This window comes from Rothia mucilaginosa, from assembly GCF_001548235.1.
Classification (GTDB): domain Bacteria; phylum Actinomycetota; class Actinomycetes; order Actinomycetales; family Micrococcaceae; genus Rothia; species Rothia mucilaginosa_B.
In genome coordinates, this window is record NZ_AP014938.1 from 988363 (window position 1) to 1014596 (window position 26234).

Sequence of the window (26234 nt, forward strand, 5' to 3'; positions counted from 1 at the left end):
TGAGGGCACAAAAAAAAGGGGGCAGACCCGCATGGGTCTGCCCCCTTTTTAGCTTTAGCCGTTAAAGCAAAAGAGCCCGCGTAAGCGGGCTCTTTTTATTGCCTATTGGATTGTTATCCAAAAACCATACAGTGAACGCAAACAACAAAACACTTCTTGAAAAGTAAGCCTTCGGCCTATTAGTACCAGTCAACTCCACGAGTCTTCAGTCCCCGCTTCCATACCCGGCCTATCAACCTCATCATCTATAAGGAGCCTCACACACCAAAAAGTGCCAGGAAATCTCATCTCGAAACAGGCTTCCCGCTTAGATGCTTTCAGCGGTTATCCCTCCCGAACGTAGCCAATCAGCCATGCACCTGGCGGTACAACTGACATACCAGAGGTTCGTCCGTCCCGGTCCTCTCGTACTAAGGACAGCCTTTCTCAAATTTCCAACGCGCGCAGCGGATAGGGACCGAACTGTCTCACGACGTTCTGAACCCAGCTCGCGTACCGCTTTAATGGGCGAACAGCCCAACCCTTGGGACCGACTCCAGCCCCAGGATGCGACGAGCCGACATCGAGGTGCCAAACCATGCCGTCGATATGGACTCTTGGGCAAGATCAGCCTGTTATCCCCGAGGTACCTTTTATCCGTTGAGCGACGGCCGTTCCACAACGTACCGCCGGATCACTAGTCCCGACTTTCGTCCCTGCTCGACCTGCCAGTCTCACAGTCAAGCTCCCTTGTGCACTTACACTCAACACCTGATTGCCAACCAGGCTGAGGGAACCTTTGGGCGCCTCCGTTACACTTTAGGAGGCAACCGCCCCAGTTAAACTACCCATCAGGCACTGTCCCTGAACCAGATCATGGCCCGAAGTTAGACATCCAGATTGACCAGAGTGGTATTTCAACAACGACTCCACACAAACTAGCGTCCATGCTTCACAGTCTCCCACCTATCCTACACAAGCCAAACCAAACACCAATACCAAACTATAGTAAAGGTCACGGGGTCTTTCCGTCCTGCTGCGCGAAACGAGCATCTTTACTCGTACTGCAATTTCGCCGAGTTCATGGTTGAGACAGTAGGGAAGTCGTTACTCCATTCGTGCAGGTCGGAACTTACCCGACAAGGAATTTCGCTACCTTAGGATGGTTATAGTTACCACCGCCGTTTACTGGGGCTTAAATTCTCAGCTTCGCCCAAAAAGGGCTAACCAATCCTCTTAACCTTCCAGCACCGGGCAGGAGTCAGTCCGTATACATCGTCTTACGACTTCGCACGGACCTGTGTTTTTGATAAACAGTCGCTTCCCCCTGGTCTCTGCGACCCATACACGCTCCAGGCAGCAAGTGCCCATCACGCTCAAGGTCCCCCTTCTCCCGAAGTTACGGGGGCATTTTGCCGAGTTCCTTAACCATGATTCTCTCGATCGCCTTAGTATTCTCTACCTGATCACCTGTGTCGGTTTAGGGTACGGGCGGCTAAAACCTCACGCCGATGCTTTTCTCGGCAGCATAGGATCACCAAATCCCCCAAAAACGGGGTCCCATCACGTCTCAGGCACACAGCCGGCGCATTTAACAACCGACAACCCTACACGCTTAGACCACGACAACCATCGCGTGGCTTGGCTACCTTCCTGCGTCACACCTGTTAACACGTTTACCTCCAAAGATCGGGTCCCACAACCCACACAACACACAAACAAAAGCCTGCACATCATGCTTCGCATGGTTAGCATCACAATATCAGTATGGGCGGTTTTTCACCGGTACGGGAATATCAACCCGTTATCCATCGACTACGCCTGTCGGCCTCGCCTTAGGCCCCGACTAACCCAGGGCAGATTAACTTGACCCTGGAACCCTTGATCATCCGGCGGATGAGTTTCTCACTCATCTTTCGCTACTCATGCCTGCATTCTCACTCGCATAGCCTCCACCACTGGTTTACACCGCAGCTTCACCGGCTACACGACGCTCCCCTACCCAACAACCCTCAAAGGGTCATTGCCACAACTTCGGCGGTGTACTTGAGCCCCGCTACATTATCGGCGCAGAATCACTTGACCAGTGAGCTGTTACGCACTCTTTCAAGGATGGCTGCTTCTAAGCCAACCTCCTGGTTGTCTAAGCAACTCCACATCCTTTCCCACTTAGCACACGCTTAGGGGCCTTAGTTGGTGGTCTGGGCTGTTTCCCTCTCGACAATGAAGCTTATCCCCCACTGTCTCACTGCTACGCTCTCACTTACCGGCATTCGGAGTTTAGCTGACGTCAGTAACCCGTGAAGGCCCATCGGCCATCCAGTAGCTCTACCTCCGGCAAGAAACACGTAACGCTGCACCTAAATGCATTTCGGGGAGAACCAGCTATCACAGAGTTTGATTGGCCTTTCACCCCTATCCACAGCTCATCCCCTCCATTTTCAACTGAAGTGGGTTCGGTCCTCCACGACGTCTTACCGTCGCTTCAACCTGGCCATGGATAGATCACTCCGCTTCGGGTCTAGGTCATGCCACTCAAACGCCCTATTCAGACTCGCTTTCGCTACGGATACCCCACACGGGTTAACCTCGCGACATAACACTAACTCGCAGGCTCATTCTTCAAAAGGCACGCTGTCACCCCAAAAGGCTCCAACGGCTTGTAAGCACACGGTTTCAGGTACTATTTCACTCCCCTCCCGGGGTACTTTTCACCATTCCCTCACGGTACTGATTCACTATCGGTCATTAAGAAGTATTTAGACTTACCAGGTGGTCCTGGCAGATTCACACGAGATTCCACGAGCCCCGTGCTACTCGGGTGGCCACACCACGGACAGAACAATTTCGATTACGGGACTCTCACCCTCTACGGCCGACCATTCCAAGTCGTTCACCTACCATCCTGAACATCATGCCGGCAGCCAGTTAGAACTGCCACTGTGACTCCCACAACCCCCATGATGCAACGCCTAACCGCTATCACACACCACAGGTTTAGTCTCTTCCGCTTTCGCTCGCCACTACTCACAGAATCATTACTTTATTTTCTCTTCCTGCGGGTACTGAGATGTTTCACTTCCCCGCGTTCCCCCCAACCAGCCTATACATTCAGCTGGCGGTAACTCACCATGAAGATGAGCCAGGTTTCCCCATTCGGAAATCCTCGGATCACAGCCCAGTTATCGGCTCCCCGAGGCTTATCGCAGATTCACACGTCCTTCATCGGCTCTTAATGCCAAGGCATCCACCGTGTGCCCTTAATAACTTACACACAATCAAGAAAAATAAGAATCTAAAATCAACAATCAAACCAACACCAAAGCATTGATTCAACGCAAATTCCAGAAGATGCTCGCGTCCACTATATAGTTCTCAAACAACAACCCACAACACAACAACAACACAAACAAAAACATTTGCATCATCACCATGCCAGGCAAACAAAGGAACAACACAATGTGTTACCCCAAAACCCAACAATGCGCCTCATCCAACCCAAAACCAACATTCCACCCATGAGCAAAACCACCCACCCGACACTCGCGGACAGCATGGCCAACTAAATGTGCTCCTTAGAAAGGAGGTGATCCAGCCGCACCTTCCGGTACGGCTACCTTGTTACGACTTAGTCCCAATCGCCAATCCCACCTTAGACGGCTCCCTCCCAAAAGGGTTAGGCCACCGGCTTTGGGTGTTACCAACTTTCGTGACTTGACGGGCGGTGTGTACAAGGCCCGGGAACGTATTCACCGCAGCGTTGCTGATCTGCGATTACTAGCGACTCCGACTTCATGGGGTCGAGTTGCAGACCCCAATCCGAACTGAGACCGGCTTTTAGGGATTAGCTCCACCTCACAGTATCGCAACCCTCTGTACCGGCCATTGTAGCATGCGTGAAGCCCAAGACATAAGGGGCATGATGATTTGACGTCATCCCCACCTTCCTCCGAGTTGACCCCGGCAGTCTCCTATGAGTCCCCACCATAACGTGCTGGCAACATAGAACGAGGGTTGCGCTCGTTGCGGGACTTAACCCAACATCTCACGACACGAGCTGACGACAACCATGCACCACCTGTATACCAGCCCCGAAGGGAAACACCATCTCTGATGCGGTCCAGTATATGTCAAGCCTTGGTAAGGTTCTTCGCGTTGCATCGAATTAATCCGCATGCTCCGCCGCTTGTGCGGGCCCCCGTCAATTTCTTTGAGTTTTAGCCTTGCGGCCGTACTCCCCAGGCGGGGCACTTAATGCGTTAGCTACGGCGCGGAAAACGTGGAATGTCCCCCACACCTAGTGCCCAACGTTTACGGCATGGACTACCAGGGTATCTAATCCTGTTCGCTCCCCATGCTTTCGCTTCTCAGCGTCAGTTACAGCCCAGAGACCTGCCTTCGCCATCGGTGTTCCTCCTGATATCTGCGCATTCCACCGCTACACCAGGAATTCCAGTCTCCCCTACTGCACTCTAGTCTGCCCGTACCCACTGCAATACACGGAGTTAAGCCCCGGCCTTTCACAGCAGACGCGACAAACCGCCTACAAGCTCTTTACGCCCAATAATTCCGGACAACGCTCGCGCCCTACGTATTACCGCGGCTGCTGGCACGTAGTTAGCCGGCGCTTTCTCTGCAGGTACCGTCAATCTCTCTTCTTCCCTGCTAACAGAGGTTTACAACCCGAAGGCCGTCATCCCTCACGCGGCGTCGCTGCATCAGGCTTGCGCCCATTGTGCAATATTCCCCACTGCTGCCTCCCGTAGGAGTCTGGGCCGTGTCTCAGTCCCAGTGTGGCCGGTCACCCTCTCAGGCCGGCTACCCGTCGTCGCCTTGGTGAGCCATTACCTCACCAACAAGCTGATAGGCCGTGAGCCCATCTATAACCACTACATAACGCTTTCCACCAACACCCCATGCGGAGATTGGTCGTATCCGGTATTAGACCCAGTTTCCCAGGCTTATCCCAGAGTTAAAGGTAGGTTACTCACGTATTACTCACCCGTTCGCCACTAATCCACCTAGCAAGCTAGGCTTCATCGTTCGACTTGCATGTGTTAAGCACGCCGCCAGCGTTCGTCCTGAGCCAGAATCAAACTCTCCGTTGAAAAATAGAAAAGCTTGATAATCTGATCTCAAACAGCGAATCACACACGGGGGTGCGTGACTCAAGCTGACTAAATTTGAAACCATTTGATGATTATCAAATATCAATAAATATTTGGTATTAGTTTCAGTTTCCATCACCATTCGGTGATTTTATTGAACAAAGCACACTATTGAGTTCTCAAGCAACACACCGATTCAACACCTCAACTTACTCTATTTGAGAAGTCTTACCGTTGAACGGTCATTCATGTTTTTTCATCGCTACCGCGTTCCCGCGGCAACCCAATCAACTATACCAGCGTTTCGTTTGCCATGCAAATCCGTTTTCCGTGATTCACACCACAAAGTTTCTTTCCTAAACTCTTCCATTATCACCAATCAGGCGACCCGGATTTCCTTCAAGCAAGAAACCAAAACACTATACAATTGAAAGTCATTCAACCGCTTCTGACTAGGAGAAACACCGAAGAAATCTCTTCGTTTTTTCCTCCTCGCCGCGGCGACTCATACAACTATACAGACGCCTAAACACCCATGCAACCCGAAAACGGGTGAAGTAGACCACAAATACCGGGGTTTAGGTTCATTCTGACCCAAACAGAACATCAAAACACCTAGTCAGAGCGTTTTATGGGTGCTAGAAAATCTTTAAAAAACTTCCAAAAAACCTTATAAACACAGAAGAAACCACTCAAACCCTCGCAGAATGCCCTCCTGCCCCCTCCGCAGCCCCTATTCCTATGCCCTGCCATTGATTTCTAATCCTGCACTTGGGCCGCCCATACCTATAGATACGAAAAATCCCCTCCCCTTCCATCCTGCAAGGAATAGAAGAAGAGGGGCACAGCTACAGAGTACTGAAGCTTAGTGCTGAGCTGGTTAGTACTGGGGAGGCGCCTCATTCGCCATATTGTTGAAGCGCGAGTACTTACCGCTAAACGCCAACGGGATAGTACGAGTTGGACCACCACGGTGCTTCGCAATAATCATGTCCGCCTCACCCACACGTTCACTATCCGGGTTATACATATCCTCACGATGCAGCAGAATCACCATATCCGCATCCTGCTCAATAGAACCCGACTCACGCAGATCCGAAACCATTGGACGCTTATCAGTACGCTGCTCCGAACCACGGTTCAACTGAGACAGCGCAATCACCGGAACATCCAGCTCCTTAGCCAACAGCTTCAGGCTACGAGAGAACTCCGAAACCTCCTGCTGACGCGACTCAACCTTCTTACCCGAACTCATCAGCTGCAGGTAGTCCAGCACCACAAGCTTCAAATCATTACGCTGCTTGAGGCGACGGCACTTCGCACGAATCTCCATCAGAGTCATATTCGGCGAATCATCAATAAAGAGAGGAGCAGAATCAATACGCCCCTGCAAAGTCGCCAAGTTCGTCCAGCCCTCAGTATCCAGGTCACCCTTCTTCAGACGACCCATCGAAATCTTGCCCTCCGCAGAGAGAATACGCATCGCCAACTCAGTACGACTCATCTCCAGCGAGAAAAACACAGTCGTCATCTGATGATGAATAGCCGCAGAACGAGCAATATCAAGAGCCAAAGTCGACTTACCCACACCCGGACGAGCCGCAATAACAATCATCTGGCCACCGTGCAAACCACCGGTCAGCTCATCAAACTCAATAAAGTCAGTCGGCACACCGTACACGCCATCGGGGCGGTTCGAGTTCGCATCAATCTCATTGATGGTTTCCTCCAACGCCTCAGAGAAAGACACATAGTCTTCCTTCGCGTTACCATCAGTCACCGCATAAATCTCAGCCTGCGCCTGATCCACCAAAGTATCGACCTCAGTCTCATTGGCGTAACCCAGCTGAGCGATCTTCGTACCCGCCTCAATCAGGCGGCGCATAATCGCGTGCTCCTTAACAATCTCAGCGTAATACTGAGCGTTAGCAGCAGTCGGAACCGACGCAATCAGCGTATGAATATAGGCCGCGCCGCCCACACGAGCCAGCTCGCCGCGCTTCTTCAGCTCATCAGCAACCGTAATCGCATCCGCAGGGCTACCGTGACCGTACAGAGAAAGAATCGCCTCATAAATCGTCTCGTGCGCCGGCTTATAGAAATCAGACGCACGCAGGCTCTCAACCACATCCGCAATAGCGTCCTTTGACAGCAGCATGCCACCGAGCACCGACTGCTCAGCCACATCATCATGAGGCATAGTGCGGGAACCATAATCAATGGCAGTTTCAGACATACTTATCCTCGCGTTTCAATCCGATATCTACGACGTTCCAGAAACAATTTCTGCAGAACTCCTATGCTAGTTTCTCACGAAGGCACACGCGAAACACATACACGCCTAACGGGCAGCGCACAGATAATCCTCAATCTTCTCAACGGCGAGCGCCGCACCATCCATAGTACGCATTGCCTCACCCAGCTGCCGCGCCTTAGCGCGCATGCCCTCATCGCTGAGCAGACGGTCCAGAATATCGCGCATATTGCCGCGGCGCACATCATTCTTCGTGAAACGCAGGGCGTTACCGTAGCGCACGCACTCCTCAATATTCCAGCTCTGCTCCGCCTGCATCGCAATGCCGGCAAACGGTACACCCGCCAGACACGCCGTCTGCACCGTCCCCTCACCGCCGTGGGTTATCGAGGCATCAATATGGCCGGCGAGCAGATGCGCTGGAATAGTCCCGGGAACAGTCCCGGCGAAATGGATATTGCTGCCCAGCATGCTGGTGTCCGAGAGCTGCACCCCGCCACCGACCAGCACATCCACCGGAGCGGCTGATAGCTGCCGCAGCACCTGCGTCAAAATATCTGCAGAGCCGGACGACCCCATTCCCACGTAAATCAGGGGCCGTTCTCTGGGCTCGCGAACAATCTGCGGCAGCTCACCGGGCGCACGGTAATAAATAGGCCCCACACCGACATCGGGTTCTACTAAAGAATCGCCGCGCAGCTGCGTAAACAGAGAACAGATAAGATTCACGTCGGCACTGAGCATATCCACAGTACGGCGAGGAAGCCTCAGCCCATATTCGCGTGCCACACGCACAAAAGAAGCCGGCTTATACGAAAACACCCGCGCCACCGCACGCAACCACCCCGGTGCCGCAAGCTCGCCGCCTACAGGTTTCTTCGAAAAATACGTCGACGAATAAGCGTACGGGCGCGCATAGAAAATAGGGACACCCGCAATACGCGCAGACAGCAGCATCGTCAGGTTAGAACCAATCACCACAGCATCCGCGTTAAAGTCACGAATAGCCGCGAGCTCAGCGGTGACCCGCCGACGCACCATATCGGTCGTGAAAGGATGCCGCACTCCCCTGCCCTGATCCAGCGCCATAATCTGCTCCGCCTCAGCATCGCTCATGATTGGCTCACGAAGATGCACAGGAAGCCCGGCACTTTCCAGCAGCCCTATGTACTTGGGGGAATACACGTGGAACAAGACCGTATGACCTCGCTCCCGAGCCGCACGCGCTATCTCAATGCAGCGCGTGGTTTCACCCATATTGAAGCTTTCGGGAGAGAAAAGAATACGGCTCATAACAAACTCCGGTAGGCGCACACGTGGCTGAGCCGAAATCTGCGGCTCATAACCTCACCAGTGTAAAACGGAGCCCCAGTATTCCACCGCATAACGAGGAATACCAGGGCTCCGTTTCGTTGTATAAGATTCCCTTACTTCTTACGCAGAATCATGCCGATAGCGCCAATATGGTCGGCGTGGCGGCGGAACACACCGCGCATGCCCAGCACACGCTCACGAATCTGCGGCTTACGCGCCAGGTTGAACGCAATCTTCGCAACGCCAGCGGGACCCTCATCAGCCAGCAGACGCTTCGGCTCCAGCAGAGCCATATCGGTCTGGTACACATCCAGCACCTCAAAGCCAGCCTCTTCCGCTAGTGCGGTCCACTCGGCGACAGTCAGCGGGCGGGCATTCACACGGATCGTGCGCGCCAGGTCCTTCTGAATCTCTTCCTTCAGCTCAGGGCGCAGATAATCGGGAACCAGCGACATCTCGTGAATAGCGTAGTAGCCACCCGGACGCAGCAGACGAGCCGCCTCACGCATAATCTCCAGCTTGTGCTTATCGGTCTGCATAGTCAGCATCGCCTCGCCCACCACGGCGTCGTAGCTTTCCGAGGGCAGACCGGTCTCCTGGGCGCTAGCGTTCACCACACGGTAGTTCGGCTTAGTCGATGCACCGATACGCTCGGTCACGATTTCAGCAGCCTTGGGATCAAGATCCACACCGGTGTAGCTCTTGGGGGAACGCTTCACAATCTCCAGGGCAGTAATACCCAGGCCCGGCGCAAACTCCACGACATCAATGTCGCCACCCAGAGCGCGAGCCAGCAGCCAATTGGTGGTCTCGCGGCCGCCGGGGCGCAGAACCTTCTTGCCCAGCTGAGCCAGAAGCCAGTGACCTGCCGCCTTTTCAGCGGGGCGGTCGGTACCGGGAACGGAAGGGGTCTTAGACACGGAAGACAACTCCTCAATACTTGTATTTAATATGCAAAATTTATCTTTCCCAATTCTAGACCCGCCGCCCCAAGAAAGGAAATGTGACGTTATATAGAAGTGTGGTTGCCCTTTGTTACAGCATGCCGCAACATCACTACAGCCACCCTTGCTGCACGCCCTAGAGATTAAACAGAAACTGGAGCTGGACCTCTCGATCCAACCCCAGTCTCATCACACACACATACATACGAAAATCAGAGCCACTTCCGCAAGGAAAGTCCAACTTTCTGATGGCCCTCTCGAACCATCTATATAAAGTATTACGCGTAAACCTTTATTCCCTGTAGGTTAAAGCTGTAAGAAAGCTGGGAATAGATTTTTCCTCAAACTCGGGGAGAAAATCAGGGTGCAGCATCCCGAACCTCACACGGAAACTACAAGTCGCTTTAAAAGAAGAAAGGCAAGGCGCTTTTGCCTTGCCATCCTTCTTTCGCTAGCGGGCGACCCCGCTACACGAAACACACACATTCACATCGCAGTCCTCTCGAACCAACACTTATAGTAAACACCCCCAACCTTATGGGAGGATTGAATTTCGCTGGAAACAAGCTGGGAGAAAACCAACAGAACCCTGAGAGCTTTGATATTGTGCAGTTTGTGGACTCGAAACCGGGCTAATAAGCCGCCATATACAACCCCAGCAGCACCAACGGGTTAGCCACTACAGAAATAACCGCCAGGCAAATATTAGCCACACGATACTGGCGGAACTTCACCAGACCCACCAGTGCGCACACCAGCGCAACACTGGATGCAAGGCCGCCAACAATCAGCAAAAGAAGCAGAAGAGCAGTCGCGATATTAGCGTCCGCAAATGGGATAACCGCTAGAACGCACAGCAGCAAATTGACACACTCCAACGCCACACCCGTGAACAGAAGCTGGGCACTAGAAGACAAACGTGAAAAAGATCGAGCCATGTACACCAGTCTACGGGGTCTACCAGACTACAGGGTCTACCCGTCTACGGTGCACACAGAGAATGTCGAATGTGCAGACCGGATTGGAATACCAGCAAAAGCCTCGAGGTACTTCCTATATAGAGGTGCTCCATCAAAAATCCCCTGAATAAGGGCGGCCGGATAAGGACGGAATGTCTACGCAACCGGCGCGATAACGAGAAAAACCGCGATGTTTCACGTGAAACATCGCGGTTTTCTGTACCTACAACGCACCCCGAAGAGTGCCCCAAAGGGTAAAGCAAACGGGGTGCCCCTCGCGAAGAGGAGCACCCCGTCCGACACTCAACGCCGCAGCATCAAAGCGCCAGCGTCAAATATCTAAAAACCTACTTACGCAGCAGCAACGACGTCCAGGACAACGTTAGCAACAACGTCAGGGTGCAGGCGGACAGTCACCTTGTACTCACCGGTGCGCTTGATAGCGGAACCCAGGTGGATGGTGCGCTTGTCAACGGAGCCAATGCCAGCAGCCTCAATAGCCTCAGCAATAGCCTCAGCCTTGACGGTACCGAACAGGCGGCCGTCAGCGCCAGCCTTGTGTGCAACGACAACCGGCTTAGCAGCCAGAGCCGCAGCAATTGCCTGAGCCTCTTCCAGAGAAGCCTTAGCACGAGCCGCACGAGCGGCGCGGATGGACTCAACCTGCTTCTCGCCACCCTGGGTCCAGGTCACGGCGAAGCCGCGGGGCAGCAGGTAGTTACGTGCGTAACCGTCCTTAACGGTGACAACATCGCCAGCTGCACCGAGGCCGGAAACTTCCTGAGTCAGAATGATCTTAGCCATGTTACTGTCTCTCCTTCTCTTTAGCGGCCAGCGCCGGAGTAGGGCAGCAGTGCAACTTCGCGGGCGTTCTTAATAGCCTGAGCGATCTTGCGCTGCTCCTGAACGGTCACGCCAGTCACGCGGCGAGCGCGGATCTTGCCGCGGTCGGAGATGAACTTGCGCAGAAGTGCGACGTCCTTGTAGTCGATAACGGTGACGTCAGCAGCCTTGAGGGGGTTCTGCTTGGGTTTGGGCTTACGGATTTCAGCCTTAGCCATCGTGGTGCTCCTTAGAGTTGGGAGCCCGCGGCGGATAACCGCGGGATGGATTGATAAATTACTATTCGGAAAACGAAACCGGCTTAGAACGGAGGTTCGTCGTCGGCGCCGCTACCCCAGTCATAGTTACCGCCGGACTGAGAACTCCACGGATCAGCAGCAGGAGCTGCGGGGGCCGCCGGAGCAGCCGGAGCGGAGTAGCCAGACTGGCCAGAGTAACCATTACCCTGAGCAGCAGCAAAATTATTCTGCTGAGGAGCGGAGAAACCGCCCTGAGCAGCAGCGTTGTACCCAGCGCCACCACCAAAGCCACCCTGCGCAGAGCCACCGAAGTTATTACCTCCGGCAGAACGCTGTGCGCGAGTCACCTGAGCAGTAGCAAAACGCAGAGTCGGGCCGATCTCCTCGACCTCAAGCTCAAACGAAGTACGACGCTCGCCTTCCTTGGTCTCGTACGAGCGAGACTTCAGACGGCCCTGCGCGATAACCTGAGTACCCTTCTTCAGGGTCTCTGCAACATTCTCAGCGTAACCACGCCACACCGACGCACGCAGGAACAGGGTCTCCCCATCCTCCCACTGGTTCGTCTGGCGGTTAAAAGTACGCGGAGTCGATGCGATCGTGAAATTAGCAACCGCCGCACCCGCAGGGGTGTAACGAAGCTCCGGATCGCCAGTCAGATTACCAATAACGGTAATAACGGTATCGCCTGCCATTTGATGCCTCCTCGATAAGAGTTACAAGTATGTTGAATCCAGTACAGCGCAACCCCCTGACATTTTTAGGGGGTCAGCCGACCGGCAAGACCAACTACTTGCTGGAGATCTTCTGATCCTCCGGGCGGATGATCTTGGTACGCATGACGGACTCGTTCAGGTTCAGAACACGATCGAGCTCAGCTGCGGTCTCGGGGGTAGCGGTGAAGTTCACCACTGCGTAGATACCCTCAGACTTCTTCTGGATCTCGTATGCCAGGCGACGACGGCCCCAGATATCGACGTTGTCGATGGAACCACCCTCGTTGGTCACGATCTCGAGGAACTTGGACAGCGACGGCTCAACCGCACGGTCCTCAACCTCGGGGCTGAGGATAACCATCAGTTCATATGCACGCATGATTAAACCCCTCCTTTGGGCTAAACGGCTATGGGATTTCCATAGCAGGAGATTCATAGTGCCCTACACGTGAAACACACCGGGCGGGGAACACGCATAGATTTCTTAACAATACACGAGAAAAAGCAGATAGAACAGTACCGCACCGCGTGACCTCAACCATGCGATGCGGTACCGAAACCGCAGAAGCTACGCCTGCTGACGCTGCTCCCACCACTGCAACAGACGAGCCTTCACCTCCTCCTCAGGAAGCGAACCCTCATCCAGACGCACATTCAACAAGAACTTATACGCCTCACCCACCACCGGGCCCGGCGCAATACCAAGAATCTGCATAATCTGACCGCCATCCAGATCCGGACGAATCGAATCCAGCTCCTCCTGAGCAGCCAACTCAGCAATACGACGCTCCAAATCGTCATACGCCTCAGCCAGCGAGCGCGACAGGCGACGATTACGTGTCGTCACATCAGAACGCGACACACGATGCAGACGCTCCAACTGATCGCCCGCATCACGCACATAACGGCGCACCGCAGAATCAGTCCAACCCGACTCGCGGTAACCATAGAACCGCATATGCAACTCCACCAGACGAGCCACAGCCTTAATCGTGTCATTATCAAAACGCAGCGCACGCATACGCTTCTTCACCATCTTCGCGCCCACCACCTCATGGTGCAGGAACGAGACGGAGCCGTCCTTCTCAAACTTACGAGTCTTCGGCTTACCAATATCGTGCATCAACGCCGCAAAACGCAGAATAAAATCAGGAGCCGGACACGGGCCATCCTCGTCCGTCTCCTTCTCCATCGCCTGCTCCATCACCTTCAACGAATGCGCATACACATCCTTATGGTGATGCGCAGGATCCATCTCCATACGCAATGCAGGAAGCTCCGGCAACACATAATCCGCCAGACCCGTATCCACCAGCAGATTCAAACCCACCCGCGGATAATCCGCCTCAATCAGCTTCACCAACTCATCACGCACACGCTCAGCCGAAATAATCTCAATACGGCCAGCCATCTGGCGCATCGCCTCGAAAACCTCCGGGGCAACCTCAAGATTAAAACGCGCAGCAAAACGAGCCGCACGCATCATGCGCAGCGGATCCTCGGAAAAAGACTCCTGCGGCGAGCGCGGGGTACGCAGAACGCCCTCACGCAAATCCTCAACGCCGCCAAACAAGTCAACAACCTCACCGCTGGGCAAAGCCGCCGCCATCGCGTTAATCGTGAAATCACGACGCACCAAATCGGCGCTCAAATCCGTGCCGAACTCCACCGTCGGCTTACGCGAATCCGAAACATACACCTCAGCACGGTACGTGGTCACCTCATACACCACGCCATTCTTACGCGCACTAATCGTGCCGTACTCCTTACCGATATCCCACGTATGCTCACCCCACCCACGCAGAATCTGCTCGCTCTGCTCCGGAGAAGCATCCGTCGTCAAATCAAAATCGGTAAAATGGCCGCCGTCATCCAGCAGATTGTCGCGGACAATACCGCCCACCAAGTACAGCTCAAAACCCGCCGCACGGTACAGTTCTCCCAGCTCGGCGGCATCCGGGTACTTCGACACAACATCAATAATCAGCGACATAATCCTTTAATCGTGCCAGAAAAACCACCCATGCGCCCACCCCACACCCACAACACCCCACCAAAGACAGCTATCTCACCCCAAACCGAGGCACCAAAACCTCAGCCTATCGGTTAAGGTAGAACCATGAGCATTCCCGTACCCCGCGCCCCCAAAACGCGCTTCACCGCGCCCGCGCGAGCGGTACCCGCCCCCGAAGAAGTCTCCGCAGGCGGACTCATCATCGACTTCGACCGACCCGAACAGCTACCCGTAGCCATCATCGCCCGCATCAACCGCAACGGACAACGCGAATGGTGCCTACCCAAAGGCCATATCGAACACGGCGAAACCACTGTCGAAGCCGCACAACGCGAAATCAGCGAAGAAACCGGAATCACCGGCTACCCCGTAGCCTCCCTCGGCACCATCGCCTACTGGTTCACCTCCAACGGCACGCGCATCCACAAAACCGTGCACCACTACCTCTTCGCAGCAACCGGCGGCGAACTGAGCATCGACAACGACCCCGACCACGAAGCAATCGACGTCGCATGGGTCCCCCTCGAAGAGCTCCCCACCCGCCTCTCATTCGCCAACGAGCAACACATTGCCCGTAGCGCGCGCGAATACATCACCACCCAGCTCTAAACACCCGTTAAATAGAGCCCCAAAAACTAAAAGAAGCAATCACCCGCCGAAACAGGAGAGACATACGTGGCACGTAACGACGCCCGCTCAAGCGCAATCATGGCAGCAGGCACCCTCGTCTCGCGCATCCTCGGATTCGTCAAGACCATCCTGCTCACCGTAGCCATCGGCTCACTCTCAACCGTCGGCGACGTCTTCGAAACCGCCAACACCCTACCCAACCTCATCTACGTCCTCGTAGCAGGTGGCGTCTTCAACGCAGTCCTCGTACCGCAAATCATCAAGGCGGCCAAAGCACAAGACGGCGGCGCACGATATATCTCCAAACTCGTCACCCTCACCGTCACCGCAATCGGCCTCATCACCATTATCACTGTCGCCTGCGCCTGGCCCATCATCAGCATCATGGGCTCAGGATGGAGCCCCGAACAACGGCAGCTCGGCTTCATCTTCTCCCTCTGGTGCCTACCCCAAATCTTCTTCTACGGCCTCTACACCGTCATCGGACAGGTCCTCAACGCCAAAGACGCATTCGGCGCCTACATGTGGTCGCCCGTACTCAACAACGTCATCACCATCCTGTCGCTGTTCCTATTCATCTTCCTCTTCGGCGCACAAACCCCCAACCCCAACCCCATCCACACCGTAGCAAGCTGGACCAACGCACAAACCCTTGTGCTCGCAGGCTCCTCCACCTTCGGCGTCATCATGCAGGCACTCGTCCTGTTCATCCCCCTACGCAAGCTCGGCCTGCGCCTCAAGCCCGACTTCGCATGGCGAGGCATCGGCCTGCGCGCAGCCTCCAAGCTCGCCGCCTGGACCCTCGCCTCCGGCATCATCTCCAACCTCGCGTTCCTCTACATGACCAAGGTCGCCGCAGGCATCGTCGGTCAGCGCGAACACTACGCCGCCCTCGGCATCCAGATCCCCGGCCTGCAGGCGCTCAACTACGCCTCCATGCTGTACATGCTCCCTCACGGCGTCATCGGCATCTCTATCGCCACCGTGCTCTTCAACCGCATGAGCGCCTCCGCTATCGCCGACGACAGCGACAGCGTCATCTACGCGCTCTCCCACGGCCTGCGCAACGCAGCCGTAGCCACCGTCTTCTGCATGGTCGCACTCATGGTCCTGGCAGGCCCCATCGCCGTACTCTTCAGCGGCGGCGACCCCATCGCAGCAACCATCATCGCCAAGCTCATCGTCATCACCGCGCTCGGCACCCCCACCCTCACCATCAACTACCTCTACAGCCGCGTGCTCTACGCCCGCGAAGACGCACGCACCCCCTTCCGCATCCAGGTGTACTCCGCCATCATCATGGTCATCATGAGCTTCGCAGCGTCCCTGCTCGACGCACAGTACACCGTGTACATGCTCGCCTTCATCTACCCGGTGCACAACATCCTGATCCTGTTCATCAGCCACCACATGGTCCGCCGCCGCCTCGGCTACTACGGCCAGCGCGGCATCGTCAGCACCTACGCCCGCACCACCCTCGCATCCCTCTTCGCGGGCGGCATCGCAGCCATCGCACTCTGGCTGCTCGGCGGCTACCAGCTCGACGGATTCGCCTGGGCCTCCAAGCTCACCGCAATCATCACCCTCGCCGTATGCGGCACCGTCATGGGCCTGGCATACCTCGCCGGTATACAAATCTTCCGCGTCAAGGAAGCCAACGCACTACTGGCACCCCTCACCTCCAAACTTGAGCGTTTTGCCCGCCGCTAAAGCAGCACACAACGCCCAATCCGGGTAGCTGCCCACGCACCCACCGCACCCCACACCGGGGCCCGCAGAGGACACAGGCAACCACCCGGACGCCACAAACTATCACTCAACCCCAGCATCCTTCAATGCCGGGTAGAATCTAATAGTCAGGGCCCGCCACACGGCAGGCACTATGAAACCACCTCGGGAGAACACGTTGTCGCAACAGATTCCGGTCGGATCGGTCCTCGGAGGCCGCTACGAGATCACCGCACACATCATCATTACGGCAGAATCCGACATGGTGCTTGAAGGCACCGACCAGATTCTCAACCGTAAGGTCTCGGTCGTCGTCGCATCGCCCAGCCGCAGCGCACTGCTGGAAGCAAACTCCCGCGCGCTCGCAACCAACGCACGCGGCAACATCCAAATCCTCGACCTGGGCATCACCCCCGAAGGTAGCCGCTACCTCGTCACCTCCCACACCCGCCCCGACACCCTGCTGGACACCCTGCTGGTCGAAAACCACGCACTCTCCAACGCAGAAGACGCGCTGGGCACCGAAATCTTCGGCGACTCCGAAAGCGGCAGCTCCCCCAACACCTACGAGAAGGTCTCCACCTCCACCGCCAACCAGGAGAGCATCACCGCCGCCAAGAACTGGAACGCATCCGACGGCACCGCCGTCACCGCGTACTCCGAACCCACCAGCATCTACGAAGATGACGAAGACGAAGAAGACGGCAGCCGCGGCACCTGGGCCGTCGCCCTGGCGGCAGTCCTGCTGCTCGTCATCGTCGCAGGCGGTATCCTCACCTCCCTGGGTGCAATCGGCTCCAACCAGGCAGCCGCACCGCACACCCCCAAGTCTTCTATGTCGGCATCCGAATCGGCTGCGGCAAGCGCTAGCGCATCGGCATCCCCGACCGCTAAGGCATCGAACGCACCGGCTAAGATCGCGTCCGTGGCTCGCTTCGCGCCCTCGAACCCCACGTTCATGAACGACATGGACACCCTCATCCCGAACCTGACCGACGGTAACGCCAACACCGCATGGATCAGCTACGGCTTCGGCACCGCCAACTACGCCGGCACCATCAAGGAATTCGGCCTGGCACTGAAGCTGCAGACCCCCACCGTCGTCTCCAAGCTGACCATTCAGCAGAACACCGGCACCGGCGGCTCCTTCACCGTCTACACCAACAGCTCTGCATCCCTGGACGGTGCGGTTGAGGTCGGCAAGGGCACCTTCGAAGGCAAGGATGCAGTCGTCACCCTGGACACCTCCAAGCAGAGCGCGGAAAAGGGCGCCTACGTGATCATCGTGGTCAACGAGCTGCCCCGCCTCTCCCTGCCGATTGGAACTTGGAATTACGGTCTGCGCATCAACGAAATCAAGGTGGACTAATCAACCCATAACGCGACATCCACAGGGCACTCGCACCCCAGATACACCCTAAATACAAGGGCGGGGCTTCTGAACTCAACAGTTCGGAAGCCCCGCCCTTTTGATGTCCATTTATGACTCTTTATGGCAGGGGCGCTACTCAAAGATTCACAGTGGGCGGAGTATCTGGATAAGGGTTCCCCAAGATGGAATAATCGAGGATAAAGCCCTGTTATATGGGTAGAAAGAAAGACCTACAACGGAAAGACATATCCGATGACTGAGAATCTGGGAGGCCTCTTCGGAGGCGCCGCCCTGGGCAATCTGAACCTCGCATCCGCACCCGCCACCGAAGCGGCACCGGCAGCCGAGGTTGAGGCCGACGCAACCGTCCACAACGTCATTATTGTGGGCTCCGGCCCCGCCGGCTACACCGCGGCAATCTACGCGGCACGCGCCGAGCTGAAGCCCGTCCTCTTCGCCAGCTCCCTGGCACCCGGCGGCGCCCTCATGAACACCACCGAGGTAGAGAACTTCCCCGGCTTCATTCAGGGCATCCAGGGCCCCGAGCTGATGGAGAACATTGGCCAGCAGGCTGAGCGTTTCGGTGCAGACATCCGCTACCAGGACGTAGAAAAGGTCGAACTCACCGGCGACGTGAAGAAGGTCTACACCGCAGACGGCGCCGTTCACCTGGCGAAGACTGTCATCATGACCACCGGCTCTCAGGTCCGCAAGCTCAACATCGAGGGCGAAGACCGACTCTCCGGTTACGGCGTCTCCTGGTGCGCAACCTGCGACGGCTTCTTCTTCAAAGACAAGGAAATCGCAGTGGTCGGCGGTGGCGACTCCGCACTGGAGGAGGCGCTGTTCCTGACGACCTTCGCCTCCAAGGTGTACCTGGTGCACCGCCGCGATTCTTTCCGCGCTTCGGAAATCATGCAGACCCGCGTTTTCAACAACCCTAAGATTGAGGTTGTCTGGGACTCGGCTGTTACTGCCGTTCACGGCGAGAGCAACCTCGAGTCGATTACCCTGACCAACACCAAGGATGGTTCTGAGCGTCAGCTGGCTGTTCAGGGCCTGTTCATCGCTATTGGCTCCGACCCTCGCGTGGAGCTGGTACGTGATCAGCTGGAAATTACCGAGAACCACACCATCGCGGTTCAGGGTCGTTCCTCGAAGACTTCCGTTCCCGGCGTTTTTGCTGCCGGTGACGTCATTGACCCGACCTACCGCCAGGCAATTATTGCCGCCGGTTCCGGTGCTGTTGCCGCTCTGGACGCGCAGCACTACCTCGAAAACCTCTAAACTATTCGTATTACTCGCTTGGGGAATCCGCCCCGTGTCAGAAAGGAGCACTCCGTGAGCAGTGCACAGCAGGCAACTGATGCCACTTTTGACGAACTGGTTCTGAAGAACGACAAGCCCGTTATCGTGGACTTCTGGGCTGAATGGTGCGGCCCCTGCCGCATGGTTGGCCCCGTGATTGACGAGATCGCTGGTGAGTACGCCGGTCAGGTCGACGTGGTCAAGGTGGATGTTGAGGCAAATGGCGATATCGCCATGAAGTACGGCATTACCTCTATTCCCGCCATTTACCTTTTCAAGGGTGGCGAGGTCGTCAAGAAGACCGTAGGCGCTAAGGCGAAGTCCGCTCTGCTGGCTGAGTTTTCCGAGCACCTGGGCTAATCTTTCGAGAAGCTAAAGAAAAACCCTCGGTGATGTTTCACGTGAAACATCACCGAGGGTTTTTGTATATACAACTGATTTCAGTTGCTAAATATTATTTTATGCGAAAATTTAGCCCGAGAAATCAGAATCCAAAACGCGGATAATACGGTTCAGATCCTCAACATTCGCAAACTCGATGGTCATCTTACCCTTGCGGGCACCCAGCGAAATCTTCACCGAAGTATCGAGCTTGTCAGCAAAAGCCTCCGCAATATAGTCCAGACGCTCACGGTGCTTCTGAGGCTGAGGAGCCTTACGCTCCTTCACCTCCGCAGCGCCGGATGCATGGTTCACCAGCTCCTCAGTCGCACGAACCGACAGCCCCTCGTTCACAATCTTCTGCGCGAGAGTCTCAATCTGAGCCTGGTCAGTCAGAGCCAGCAGGGCACGAGCGTGACCGGCAGAGAGAATACCCGCCGCAACGCGACGCTGCACTAGAGCCGGCAGCTTCAGCAGGCGAATCGTATTCGAAATCTGGGAGCGAGAACGACCGATGCGCTTAGCCAGCTGCTCTTGAGTAGTGTCAAACTCATCCATGAGCTGCTGGTATGCTGCTGCCTCTTCAATGGGGTTCAGCTGGCTGCGGTGCAGGTTCTCCAGCAGGGCGTCACGGAGCAGATCGCCGTCTTCAGTCTCGCGAACAATCGCAGGGATGGTGCTCAGGCCAGCCGCCTGGGTTGCACGCCAGCGACGCTCACCCATGACCAGCTCATACTTTTCTGCACCGTTTTCGCGCGAGGGACGCACGACAATCGGCTGCAGAACGCCAATCTCACGTACCGAGTGGATGAGCTCTTCCATGTCCTGCTCATCAAAGTCGGTTCGGGGCTGCTTACGGTTCGGGTGGATATCGCGAACGTTCAGCTCAGCAAACTGGGCGCCGGGAACCGGAACCAGACCGCTCTGCTCTTCGGAAGCGGACTGCGGGGTGGAGACGTCTTCACCAAAGAAGAAGTCCACCGGGCGGCGAGTCAGGGTGGTATTACGCAGTGCCGCACCCATGTCCACGCGGGGTTTCTTCTTCGATGTTTCACGTGAAACATCCTGCGAGGAGGCGGGAGTTTCGACCTTCTGCTCTACCTTCCGGGCTTCAGCAGGCTTTTCCTGAGCGGGCGCAGCTTCGGCAGGCTTATCTTCGGCAGACTCAGCTTTAGCGCTCTTGCGCTGCTTCTCCGGCTTAGCCTCGTGAGCCATTTCGAAGAGGCCGTCAGTCATCGGCTCTTCAATCGGAGCAGATACCTTCTTGGGTGCAGTCTTTACTGCAGTAGTCTTTTCGGATGCCTTCGCCTCAGCATTACCAGAATTCTTCGTACTCTGAGGGATCAGTGCCCCCAGGCCACGACCCAAGCCGCGTCGCTTTTCAGCCATCGTTACTCCTTAGGGCTCCCGGACGAGCCCGCTCATTTTTCTTCTTCATCTAGTGTAAACGAAATAAGCACTCGAAAGCAGGAGTGAAAACTGCACGGCGCATCATCCGAATTATTCCCGATAATTAATTCACTCAGGATGTTTTTTCGAGCTTCATCCAGAAAATACTACATAAAATGAGCCCTTTTGAATCATCAAGAGACAATTCAAAAGGGCTCATTTCAAAAGATTTAGATTATGCGGATCGGCGCGAGAGTTCCTGCGCCGCCTCACGGTAGGCGCGAGCGCCGGTCGACGAAGAATCGTAGGTGATGACGGTCTGCTGATAGCTGGGGGCCTCAGAGATACGAACCGAGCGAGGAATCTTCACGCTCAGAGTCTCCTCCGGGAAGTGCTCGCGCACCTCCTCTGCCACCTGGAACGCCAGGTTGGTGCGGGCATCGTACATGGTCAGCAGAATCGTGCTGATGCGCAGCTTAGAGTTCAGATGCTTCTGAATCATCTGAATATTCTTCAGCAGCTGACTCAGGCCTTCCAGAGCGTAGTACTCGCACTGGATCGGAATCAGAATCTCTTCTGCCGCGACGAAGGCATTGACGGTCAGCAAGCCGAGGCTCGGTGGGCAGTCGATGAAGACATAGTCTAGGCGTTCCATGCCCTGCTTCTCGCGCCATTCGGTGTAGTCCATCAGGGCGTTCTTGAGGCGAGTCTCGCGCGCCACCAGGGAGACCAGCTCGATCTCCGCGCCCGCGAGGTCGATATTGGCAGGGGCACAGAACAGGCCGGGCATATCGGGACATTCCTGAACAATTTCAGAAAGCGGCTTATCCTCAATCAGGACGTTGTAGACGCTGGGAACATCCACGCCGTGCTCAATGCCCAGTGCGGTCGAGGCGTTACCCTGCGGGTCGTTATCGATCACCAAGACGTTGAGCCCAGCCTCCGCGAGCGCAGCTGCGAGGTTCACGGCGGTACTGGTTTTACCCACGCCACCCTTCTGGTTCGACACGGTGAAGACACGCGTATGCACAGGCTTGGGGAGCAAATCTGCAACAGATTTCTGAGCTTGAGGAGTCATCGGGTGCCTTCCATATTCCGGGTGGTGTGTCTACGGTGATGCGTCTTCTGGTGCCTCGCGCGTGGCAATACTCGGCGGTATTTATGTGCGAGGAGGATTCAGCCTCCACTCCCCCACTGTTCACTCATCTCAGCATGTTTCACGTGAAACATACTCCGTGAGGTGATGAAGCCTGCAGTGTTTCACGTGAAACATTGGTGCTGCCCAAATGGTTTGTGGAGGACTCGGGGTCCCTTAGTGAACCATCAGGCTTTGATGTAGAAGAGTCTAAGGTTTCAATCCTTCCTTAAGGGTACCCGGCATCAGGTCAATACTCCACGCGAGAGGTCATTCTATGTACTCTACGGATGCAATTGCTACGCACACCCGAACCGGCGCACAAAAATGGGCGGTACCACCTAAGCTACGCATATTCACTAGCTCAGGCGGTACCGCCCATTCAGGACGAAAACCTTTAGAGGCGAACTCGAACCACCGTCGTCGGCTCTTCCAGCAGATCACCACCGGCGGTGAGAATCTCGGTCTCACGCGCACCGTAACGGTTCAGCTTCTTCTTCGCCTTAGTAATCTCCTCCGCGGCGCTACGGCCCTTCAGAGCCAGCAGCTCACCGGTGCCGCGCAGAATCGGCAGAGTGATGTCCAGCAGGCCCACCAGGGCGGACACAGCGCGTGCAGTCACCACATCGGCCTCCACGGCGCCCACAGCCTGCTCGGCACGCGAGCGCAGCACGGTCACGTTCTCCAGACCCAGGTCCTCAACAACCTCATTCAGCCAAATCACGCGGCGCTCCAGAGGCTCAATCAGGGTCAGCTTCAAATCCGGGCGGGCAATCGCCAGGCACAGGCCGGGCAGGCCGGCACCAGAGCCAACATCGGCCACCGACGCATTCGGTGCAATGTACTCCTGCACCACGGCACAGTTCAGCACGTGGCGAGCCCACAGGCGCGGCACCTCACGCGGACCAATCAGGCCACGCTCAATACCGGTCGTCGCCAAGTGCTGCACGTAGCGCTCCGCCAGAGGCAGACGCTCACCGAACACAGCCTCCGCAGCGGCGCGCTCGCTCTCATTGAGAGCAACCATCGAAGTCTCCATACTAGGCTCCTACCTCGGGAAGAGAAATCACCACATGGCGGCGGGGGCCCTCACCCTCAGACTCACTGTACAGGCCAGCGGCAGCCACCACATCGTGCACGACCTTACGCTCGTACGCGCTCAGCGGCTTCATGTGCTCATCACGACCGGTAGCGCGCACCTTCTCAATCGCGTCGGCAGCGATCTTCTCCAGCTGCTCACGACGCTCAGCGCGGTAACCTGCGATGTCCAGAATCAGACGGGAACGGGTGCCGTTACCAGCCAGGACGGAGAGGCGCACCAGCTCCTGCAGAGCCTCCAGAACCTCGCCGTGGCGACCAACCAGGTGGCGCAGTTCCTCATTGTCATCATCGTCATTGACAACCGACAGGTAGATGCGGTTATTGCGCACCTCAATATCAATGTCGCCGTCCATATCGACAATATCGAGGAGCTCCTCGAGGTAGTCAGCGGCAATATCGCCTTCCTCGTCGATGTCCTCGAAATCGTCTTCTTCGCCCTCAAGGGGCTCCTCTACCAGCTGCTCCTCAACGAGCTGCTCGTCCTCATATTCCATAGCTTCAGTCACAATAATCCTCGGGATGTTCGGAGGGGTGTCCTAGGGGTAAAAAGTATCTCATACACGGCGCCGGGCCCGCGCCACACATGGCGAGAACCCGGCCCGAATCACGGAAGAAAACTACTTCTTTCCGTTCTGCTTATTGCGTTGCTGCTTCTGGCGCTTCTTGCTGACCGGCTGCTGACGCTGACCCGCAGCGGCACGCTCACGAGCCTCCTGCAGATCCTTCTCGTGCTGCTCACGGGTCTTACCAATCGGAGGCAGGCCCTTCTCCGCGCGGCGAGCGTTCAGCTCACGCTCCGCCTGAGAACCGGGGGTCGGGTTATTGCGGATAACCCACCACTGCTGACCCAACGACCAGAGGTTCGACACGGTCCAGTAGTACATAACACCCAGCGGGAAGTTAATACCGGAAACAGCGAAGATAATCGGGAAGATGTACATGATCATCTGCTGCTGACGGAACATCGGAGAGTTCAGAGCCGCCTCCGACATGTTCTTCACACTCAGCTGCTTCTGAATGTAGAACTGGGTCGCACTCATCAGAACAATCATGATGACCGCCTGAACAACAGTCGCGGTAGCGTCACCAGCGCCCGGGTGCAGCATGGTCGCGAACAGCTGAGCACCGAAAATCTGCGAGTCATTGAACTGATGCACCAGATCAGCCGGCAGCATGAGCACGCTCTCATTGCTCTGCGCTGCGGTGGGAACACCCATCAGCACCTGGTACAGGCCGAAGAAGATCGGCATCTGAGCCAGAATCGGCAAGCAGGAGGCGAAGGGGTTCGTACCGTGCTTACGGTACATTTCCATCTGCTCCTGAGCCATAGCCTGGCGGGAGAGCTGGTCCTTCTTGCCCTTGTACTTCTCCTGCAGCTTCGCCATATCGCCCTGCATCGCGGTCATACCGCGCATAGCCTTAATCTGCTTGACGAACAGCGGAATGGTCAGGGTACGCATCACCAGGGTCAGGAAGATAATGCACAGAACCCAAGTCAGACCCGAAGCCGGGTCCATGCCCAGCGAGGTGAAAAGAGTGTGGAACAGCCACAGGACCACGGAGACAATCCATTTAAACGGCCAAAGAATCAAATCAAAAATATTCACGCGGGAATACTCCTTAAGGACTCGGCTAAGTCATTGTGTGGGAGGCGCCGCCTACTCAGGGCGGGCGTCACCACCGGTGTGAGGGGTGTAAAGATGGGGGTGGTTGAGCAGAATAATTTTCGGTTCTGCTCCGGGAGCGAAAGTACGCTTCCCCGCCGGAACTGGGTCGATACCTCCGGTCGCCCAGGGAACACACCGCAGAATGCGGCGCACCGTCAGGGAAAGCCCGCCCATCGCACCGTGGGTGGTCAGCGCCTCCAGGGCGTAGGCTGAGCAGGTCGGGTAGTAGCGGCACACGTCCCCGTAGAGGGGGGAGACGACCTTACGGTAGGCCTTCATGCACGCAATCAGCAGGTTCTGGGGTAGAACGTAGAGTGCCTGCAGGAACGTTTCAGGCCTCACGAATTCGTTAGGTGCTAGCGCCAGCAACTCGTCGGGGCCCAGAGCCTCAGCAGAAGCGTTATAGGTGCCGCTGTGATGCACGTGGAAGCGTTCTTCGCAGCGCTCACGCTGGGGACGACTCACAGCTTCTCCTTGCTCTGAGGCAAATCGAGCTTAGCGAAAGCAGCCTCGAGTGCCGATTCGTAGTCGCGACGCAGCTGCTCCCAGCTGGCGTTCGCGGAGGCGGGAAGCGCTCGCACCGCGATGGCGTAGCCTTCCGGATGCGCGGCGCAGGTGAACGCAGCAAGTTCACGCAACCGGCGCTTGACCAGGTTGCGTGTGACTGCGTTGCCCACCGCCTTCGACACAATGAAACCTACCTGGGTTGTTTTTCCAGGATTTTTCGCCGTAGATACAACGATGTTCCGACGTCCTGTACGGATGCCGGAACGGAAGGCGTGGGAGAATTCTGCGCTGGTGCGCATACGGTGCCGTTGAGGCAGCACGTGTTCCCCTTTACGTAGTGTGGGAGATTCGGCTCGTGTGGCGAGCTGATCTCCGCGTGTATTTCACGCTTAATGATAGTTCGCCCGCCGATGCGTGTGCATCGGCGGGCGAACTATATGCCGTGATTAGGCCGAGAGCTTTGCGCGGCCCTTACCGCGGCGGTTCGACAGAATCGCGCGGCCTGCACGGGTACGCATACGCAGACGGAAGCCGTGCTTCTTAGCGCGACGGCGGTTGTTCGGCTGGAAAGTACGCTTGCTCATACTTTGTCTCCTTGATTTTTGCGGTTCGTGCCCTCACGGGGTATCGGAACCGTACGCTTCTT

At 56.1% G+C, this 26234-nt stretch carries 22 protein-coding genes and 2 rRNA genes; 5 read left to right on the forward strand and 19 right to left on the reverse strand.

Translation table 11 applies throughout. From position 1 onward, the window contains the following. Positions 1-159 precede the first annotated feature (159 nt). From RM6536_RS03730 to RM6536_RS03780, 11 genes are all read right to left on the reverse strand, one after another. Positions 160-3253 (reverse strand): 23S ribosomal RNA (locus RM6536_RS03730). Between the two features lie 305 nt (positions 3254-3558). Beyond that, positions 3559-5087, reverse strand: a 16S ribosomal RNA gene (locus RM6536_RS03735). Together the 16S and 23S rRNA genes form the textbook arrangement of a ribosomal RNA operon. 880 nt (positions 5088-5967) lie before the next feature. Next, positions 5968-7323: a replicative DNA helicase gene (gene dnaB / locus RM6536_RS03740; protein WP_060824099.1), complete on the reverse strand. Its 1356-nt coding sequence runs from the start codon at positions 7321-7323 to the stop codon at positions 5968-5970. Between the two features lie 105 nt (positions 7324-7428). Beyond that, on the reverse strand, positions 7429-8457 hold the full coding sequence (locus tag RM6536_RS03745) for a glycosyltransferase (RefSeq protein ID WP_231917997.1): 1029 nt from the start codon (positions 8455-8457) through the stop codon (positions 7429-7431). Between the two features lie 311 nt (positions 8458-8768). Next, positions 8769-9575 carry a class I SAM-dependent methyltransferase gene (locus RM6536_RS03750; protein WP_060824101.1) on the reverse strand — a complete coding sequence of 269 codons (807 nt, stop codon included), beginning with the start codon at positions 9573-9575 and terminating at the stop codon, positions 8769-8771. A gap of 656 nt (positions 9576-10231) precedes the next feature. Next, complete coding sequence (locus tag RM6536_RS03755) at positions 10232-10537, reverse strand: hypothetical protein (RefSeq protein ID WP_231917998.1); 306 nt, start codon at positions 10535-10537, stop codon at positions 10232-10234. A gap of 372 nt (positions 10538-10909) precedes the next feature. Then, on the reverse strand, positions 10910-11362 hold the full coding sequence (gene rplI, locus RM6536_RS03760) for a 50S ribosomal protein L9 (RefSeq protein ID WP_049341934.1): 453 nt from the start codon (positions 11360-11362) through the stop codon (positions 10910-10912). 20 nt (positions 11363-11382) lie between these two features. Beyond that, positions 11383-11619 (reverse strand): 30S ribosomal protein S18, encoded by a 237-nt coding sequence (rpsR, locus tag RM6536_RS03765; protein WP_004005948.1) that lies wholly within the window; start codon positions 11617-11619, stop codon positions 11383-11385. Between the two features lie 83 nt (positions 11620-11702). Next, positions 11703-12335: a single-stranded DNA-binding protein gene (locus RM6536_RS03770; protein ID WP_060824103.1), complete on the reverse strand. Its 633-nt coding sequence runs from the start codon at positions 12333-12335 to the stop codon at positions 11703-11705. A gap of 94 nt (positions 12336-12429) precedes the next feature. Further along, entirely contained in the window at positions 12430-12735 is a 306-nt protein-coding gene (gene rpsF, locus RM6536_RS03775; protein ID WP_049332208.1) for a 30S ribosomal protein S6, read from the reverse strand. Between the two features lie 189 nt (positions 12736-12924). Next, entirely contained in the window at positions 12925-14349 is a 1425-nt protein-coding gene (locus tag RM6536_RS03780; RefSeq protein WP_060824104.1) for a CCA tRNA nucleotidyltransferase, read from the reverse strand. Positions 14350-14475: 126 nt separating this feature from the next. Between RM6536_RS03780 and RM6536_RS03785 the strand changes: the two genes are divergently transcribed. The 5 genes from RM6536_RS03785 (at position 14476) to trxA (ending at position 19768) form a co-directional block, all read left to right on the forward strand. After that, positions 14476-14979, forward strand: coding sequence for an NUDIX hydrolase (locus tag RM6536_RS03785; RefSeq protein ID WP_005504058.1), 504 nt, complete (start codon positions 14476-14478; stop codon positions 14977-14979). A gap of 66 nt (positions 14980-15045) precedes the next feature. Continuing rightward, positions 15046-16710 (forward strand): murein biosynthesis integral membrane protein MurJ, encoded by a 1665-nt coding sequence (gene murJ / locus RM6536_RS03790; RefSeq protein WP_060824105.1) that lies wholly within the window; start codon positions 15046-15048, stop codon positions 16708-16710. 196 nt (positions 16711-16906) lie between these two features. Next, entirely contained in the window at positions 16907-18097 is a 1191-nt protein-coding gene (locus tag RM6536_RS03795) for a serine/threonine protein kinase (protein WP_231917999.1), read from the forward strand. A gap of 255 nt (positions 18098-18352) precedes the next feature. Beyond that, positions 18353-19387, forward strand: a complete 1035-nt coding sequence (gene trxB / locus RM6536_RS03800) for a thioredoxin-disulfide reductase (RefSeq protein WP_060824107.1) — start codon at positions 18353-18355, stop codon at positions 19385-19387. Positions 19388-19441: 54 nt separating this feature from the next. Further along, on the forward strand, positions 19442-19768 hold the full coding sequence (gene trxA, locus RM6536_RS03805) for a thioredoxin (RefSeq protein ID WP_060824108.1): 327 nt from the start codon (positions 19442-19444) through the stop codon (positions 19766-19768). A 111-nt stretch (positions 19769-19879) separates the two neighbouring features. Here the strand turns inward: trxA and RM6536_RS03810 are convergent, their stop codons facing one another. From RM6536_RS03810 to rpmH, 8 genes are all read right to left on the reverse strand, one after another. Continuing rightward, a complete protein-coding gene (locus RM6536_RS03810) occupies positions 19880-21178 on the reverse strand; it encodes a ParB/RepB/Spo0J family partition protein (RefSeq protein WP_060824109.1) in 1299 nt (432 codons plus the stop codon). 235 nt (positions 21179-21413) lie between these two features. Beyond that, positions 21414-22256: a ParA family protein gene (locus RM6536_RS03815; protein WP_049349949.1), complete on the reverse strand. Its 843-nt coding sequence runs from the start codon at positions 22254-22256 to the stop codon at positions 21414-21416. A 454-nt stretch (positions 22257-22710) separates the two neighbouring features. After that, the gene (rsmG, locus tag RM6536_RS03820) at positions 22711-23352 is read right to left on the reverse strand and encodes a 16S rRNA (guanine(527)-N(7))-methyltransferase RsmG (RefSeq protein ID WP_012904381.1); all 642 of its coding nucleotides are present in this window, start codon (positions 23350-23352) and stop codon (positions 22711-22713) included. 1 nt (position 23353) lies between these two features. Beyond that, the gene (locus tag RM6536_RS03825; protein ID WP_060824110.1) at positions 23354-23920 is read right to left on the reverse strand and encodes a protein jag; all 567 of its coding nucleotides are present in this window, start codon (positions 23918-23920) and stop codon (positions 23354-23356) included. A gap of 111 nt (positions 23921-24031) precedes the next feature. Beyond that, complete coding sequence (gene yidC, locus RM6536_RS03830) at positions 24032-25021, reverse strand: membrane protein insertase YidC (RefSeq protein WP_060824111.1); 990 nt, start codon at positions 25019-25021, stop codon at positions 24032-24034. Positions 25022-25072: 51 nt separating this feature from the next. Beyond that, positions 25073-25546 (reverse strand): membrane protein insertion efficiency factor YidD, encoded by a 474-nt coding sequence (yidD, locus tag RM6536_RS03835; protein ID WP_060824112.1) that lies wholly within the window; start codon positions 25544-25546, stop codon positions 25073-25075. Then, positions 25543-25908, reverse strand: a complete 366-nt coding sequence (gene rnpA / locus RM6536_RS03840; RefSeq protein WP_060824113.1) for a ribonuclease P protein component — start codon at positions 25906-25908, stop codon at positions 25543-25545. Before rnpA ends, yidD begins: the two co-directional genes overlap by 4 nt. 126 nt (positions 25909-26034) lie before the next feature. Next, complete coding sequence (rpmH, locus tag RM6536_RS03845) at positions 26035-26172, reverse strand: 50S ribosomal protein L34 (protein ID WP_049332235.1); 138 nt, start codon at positions 26170-26172, stop codon at positions 26035-26037. Positions 26173-26234: the final 62 nt, after the last annotated feature.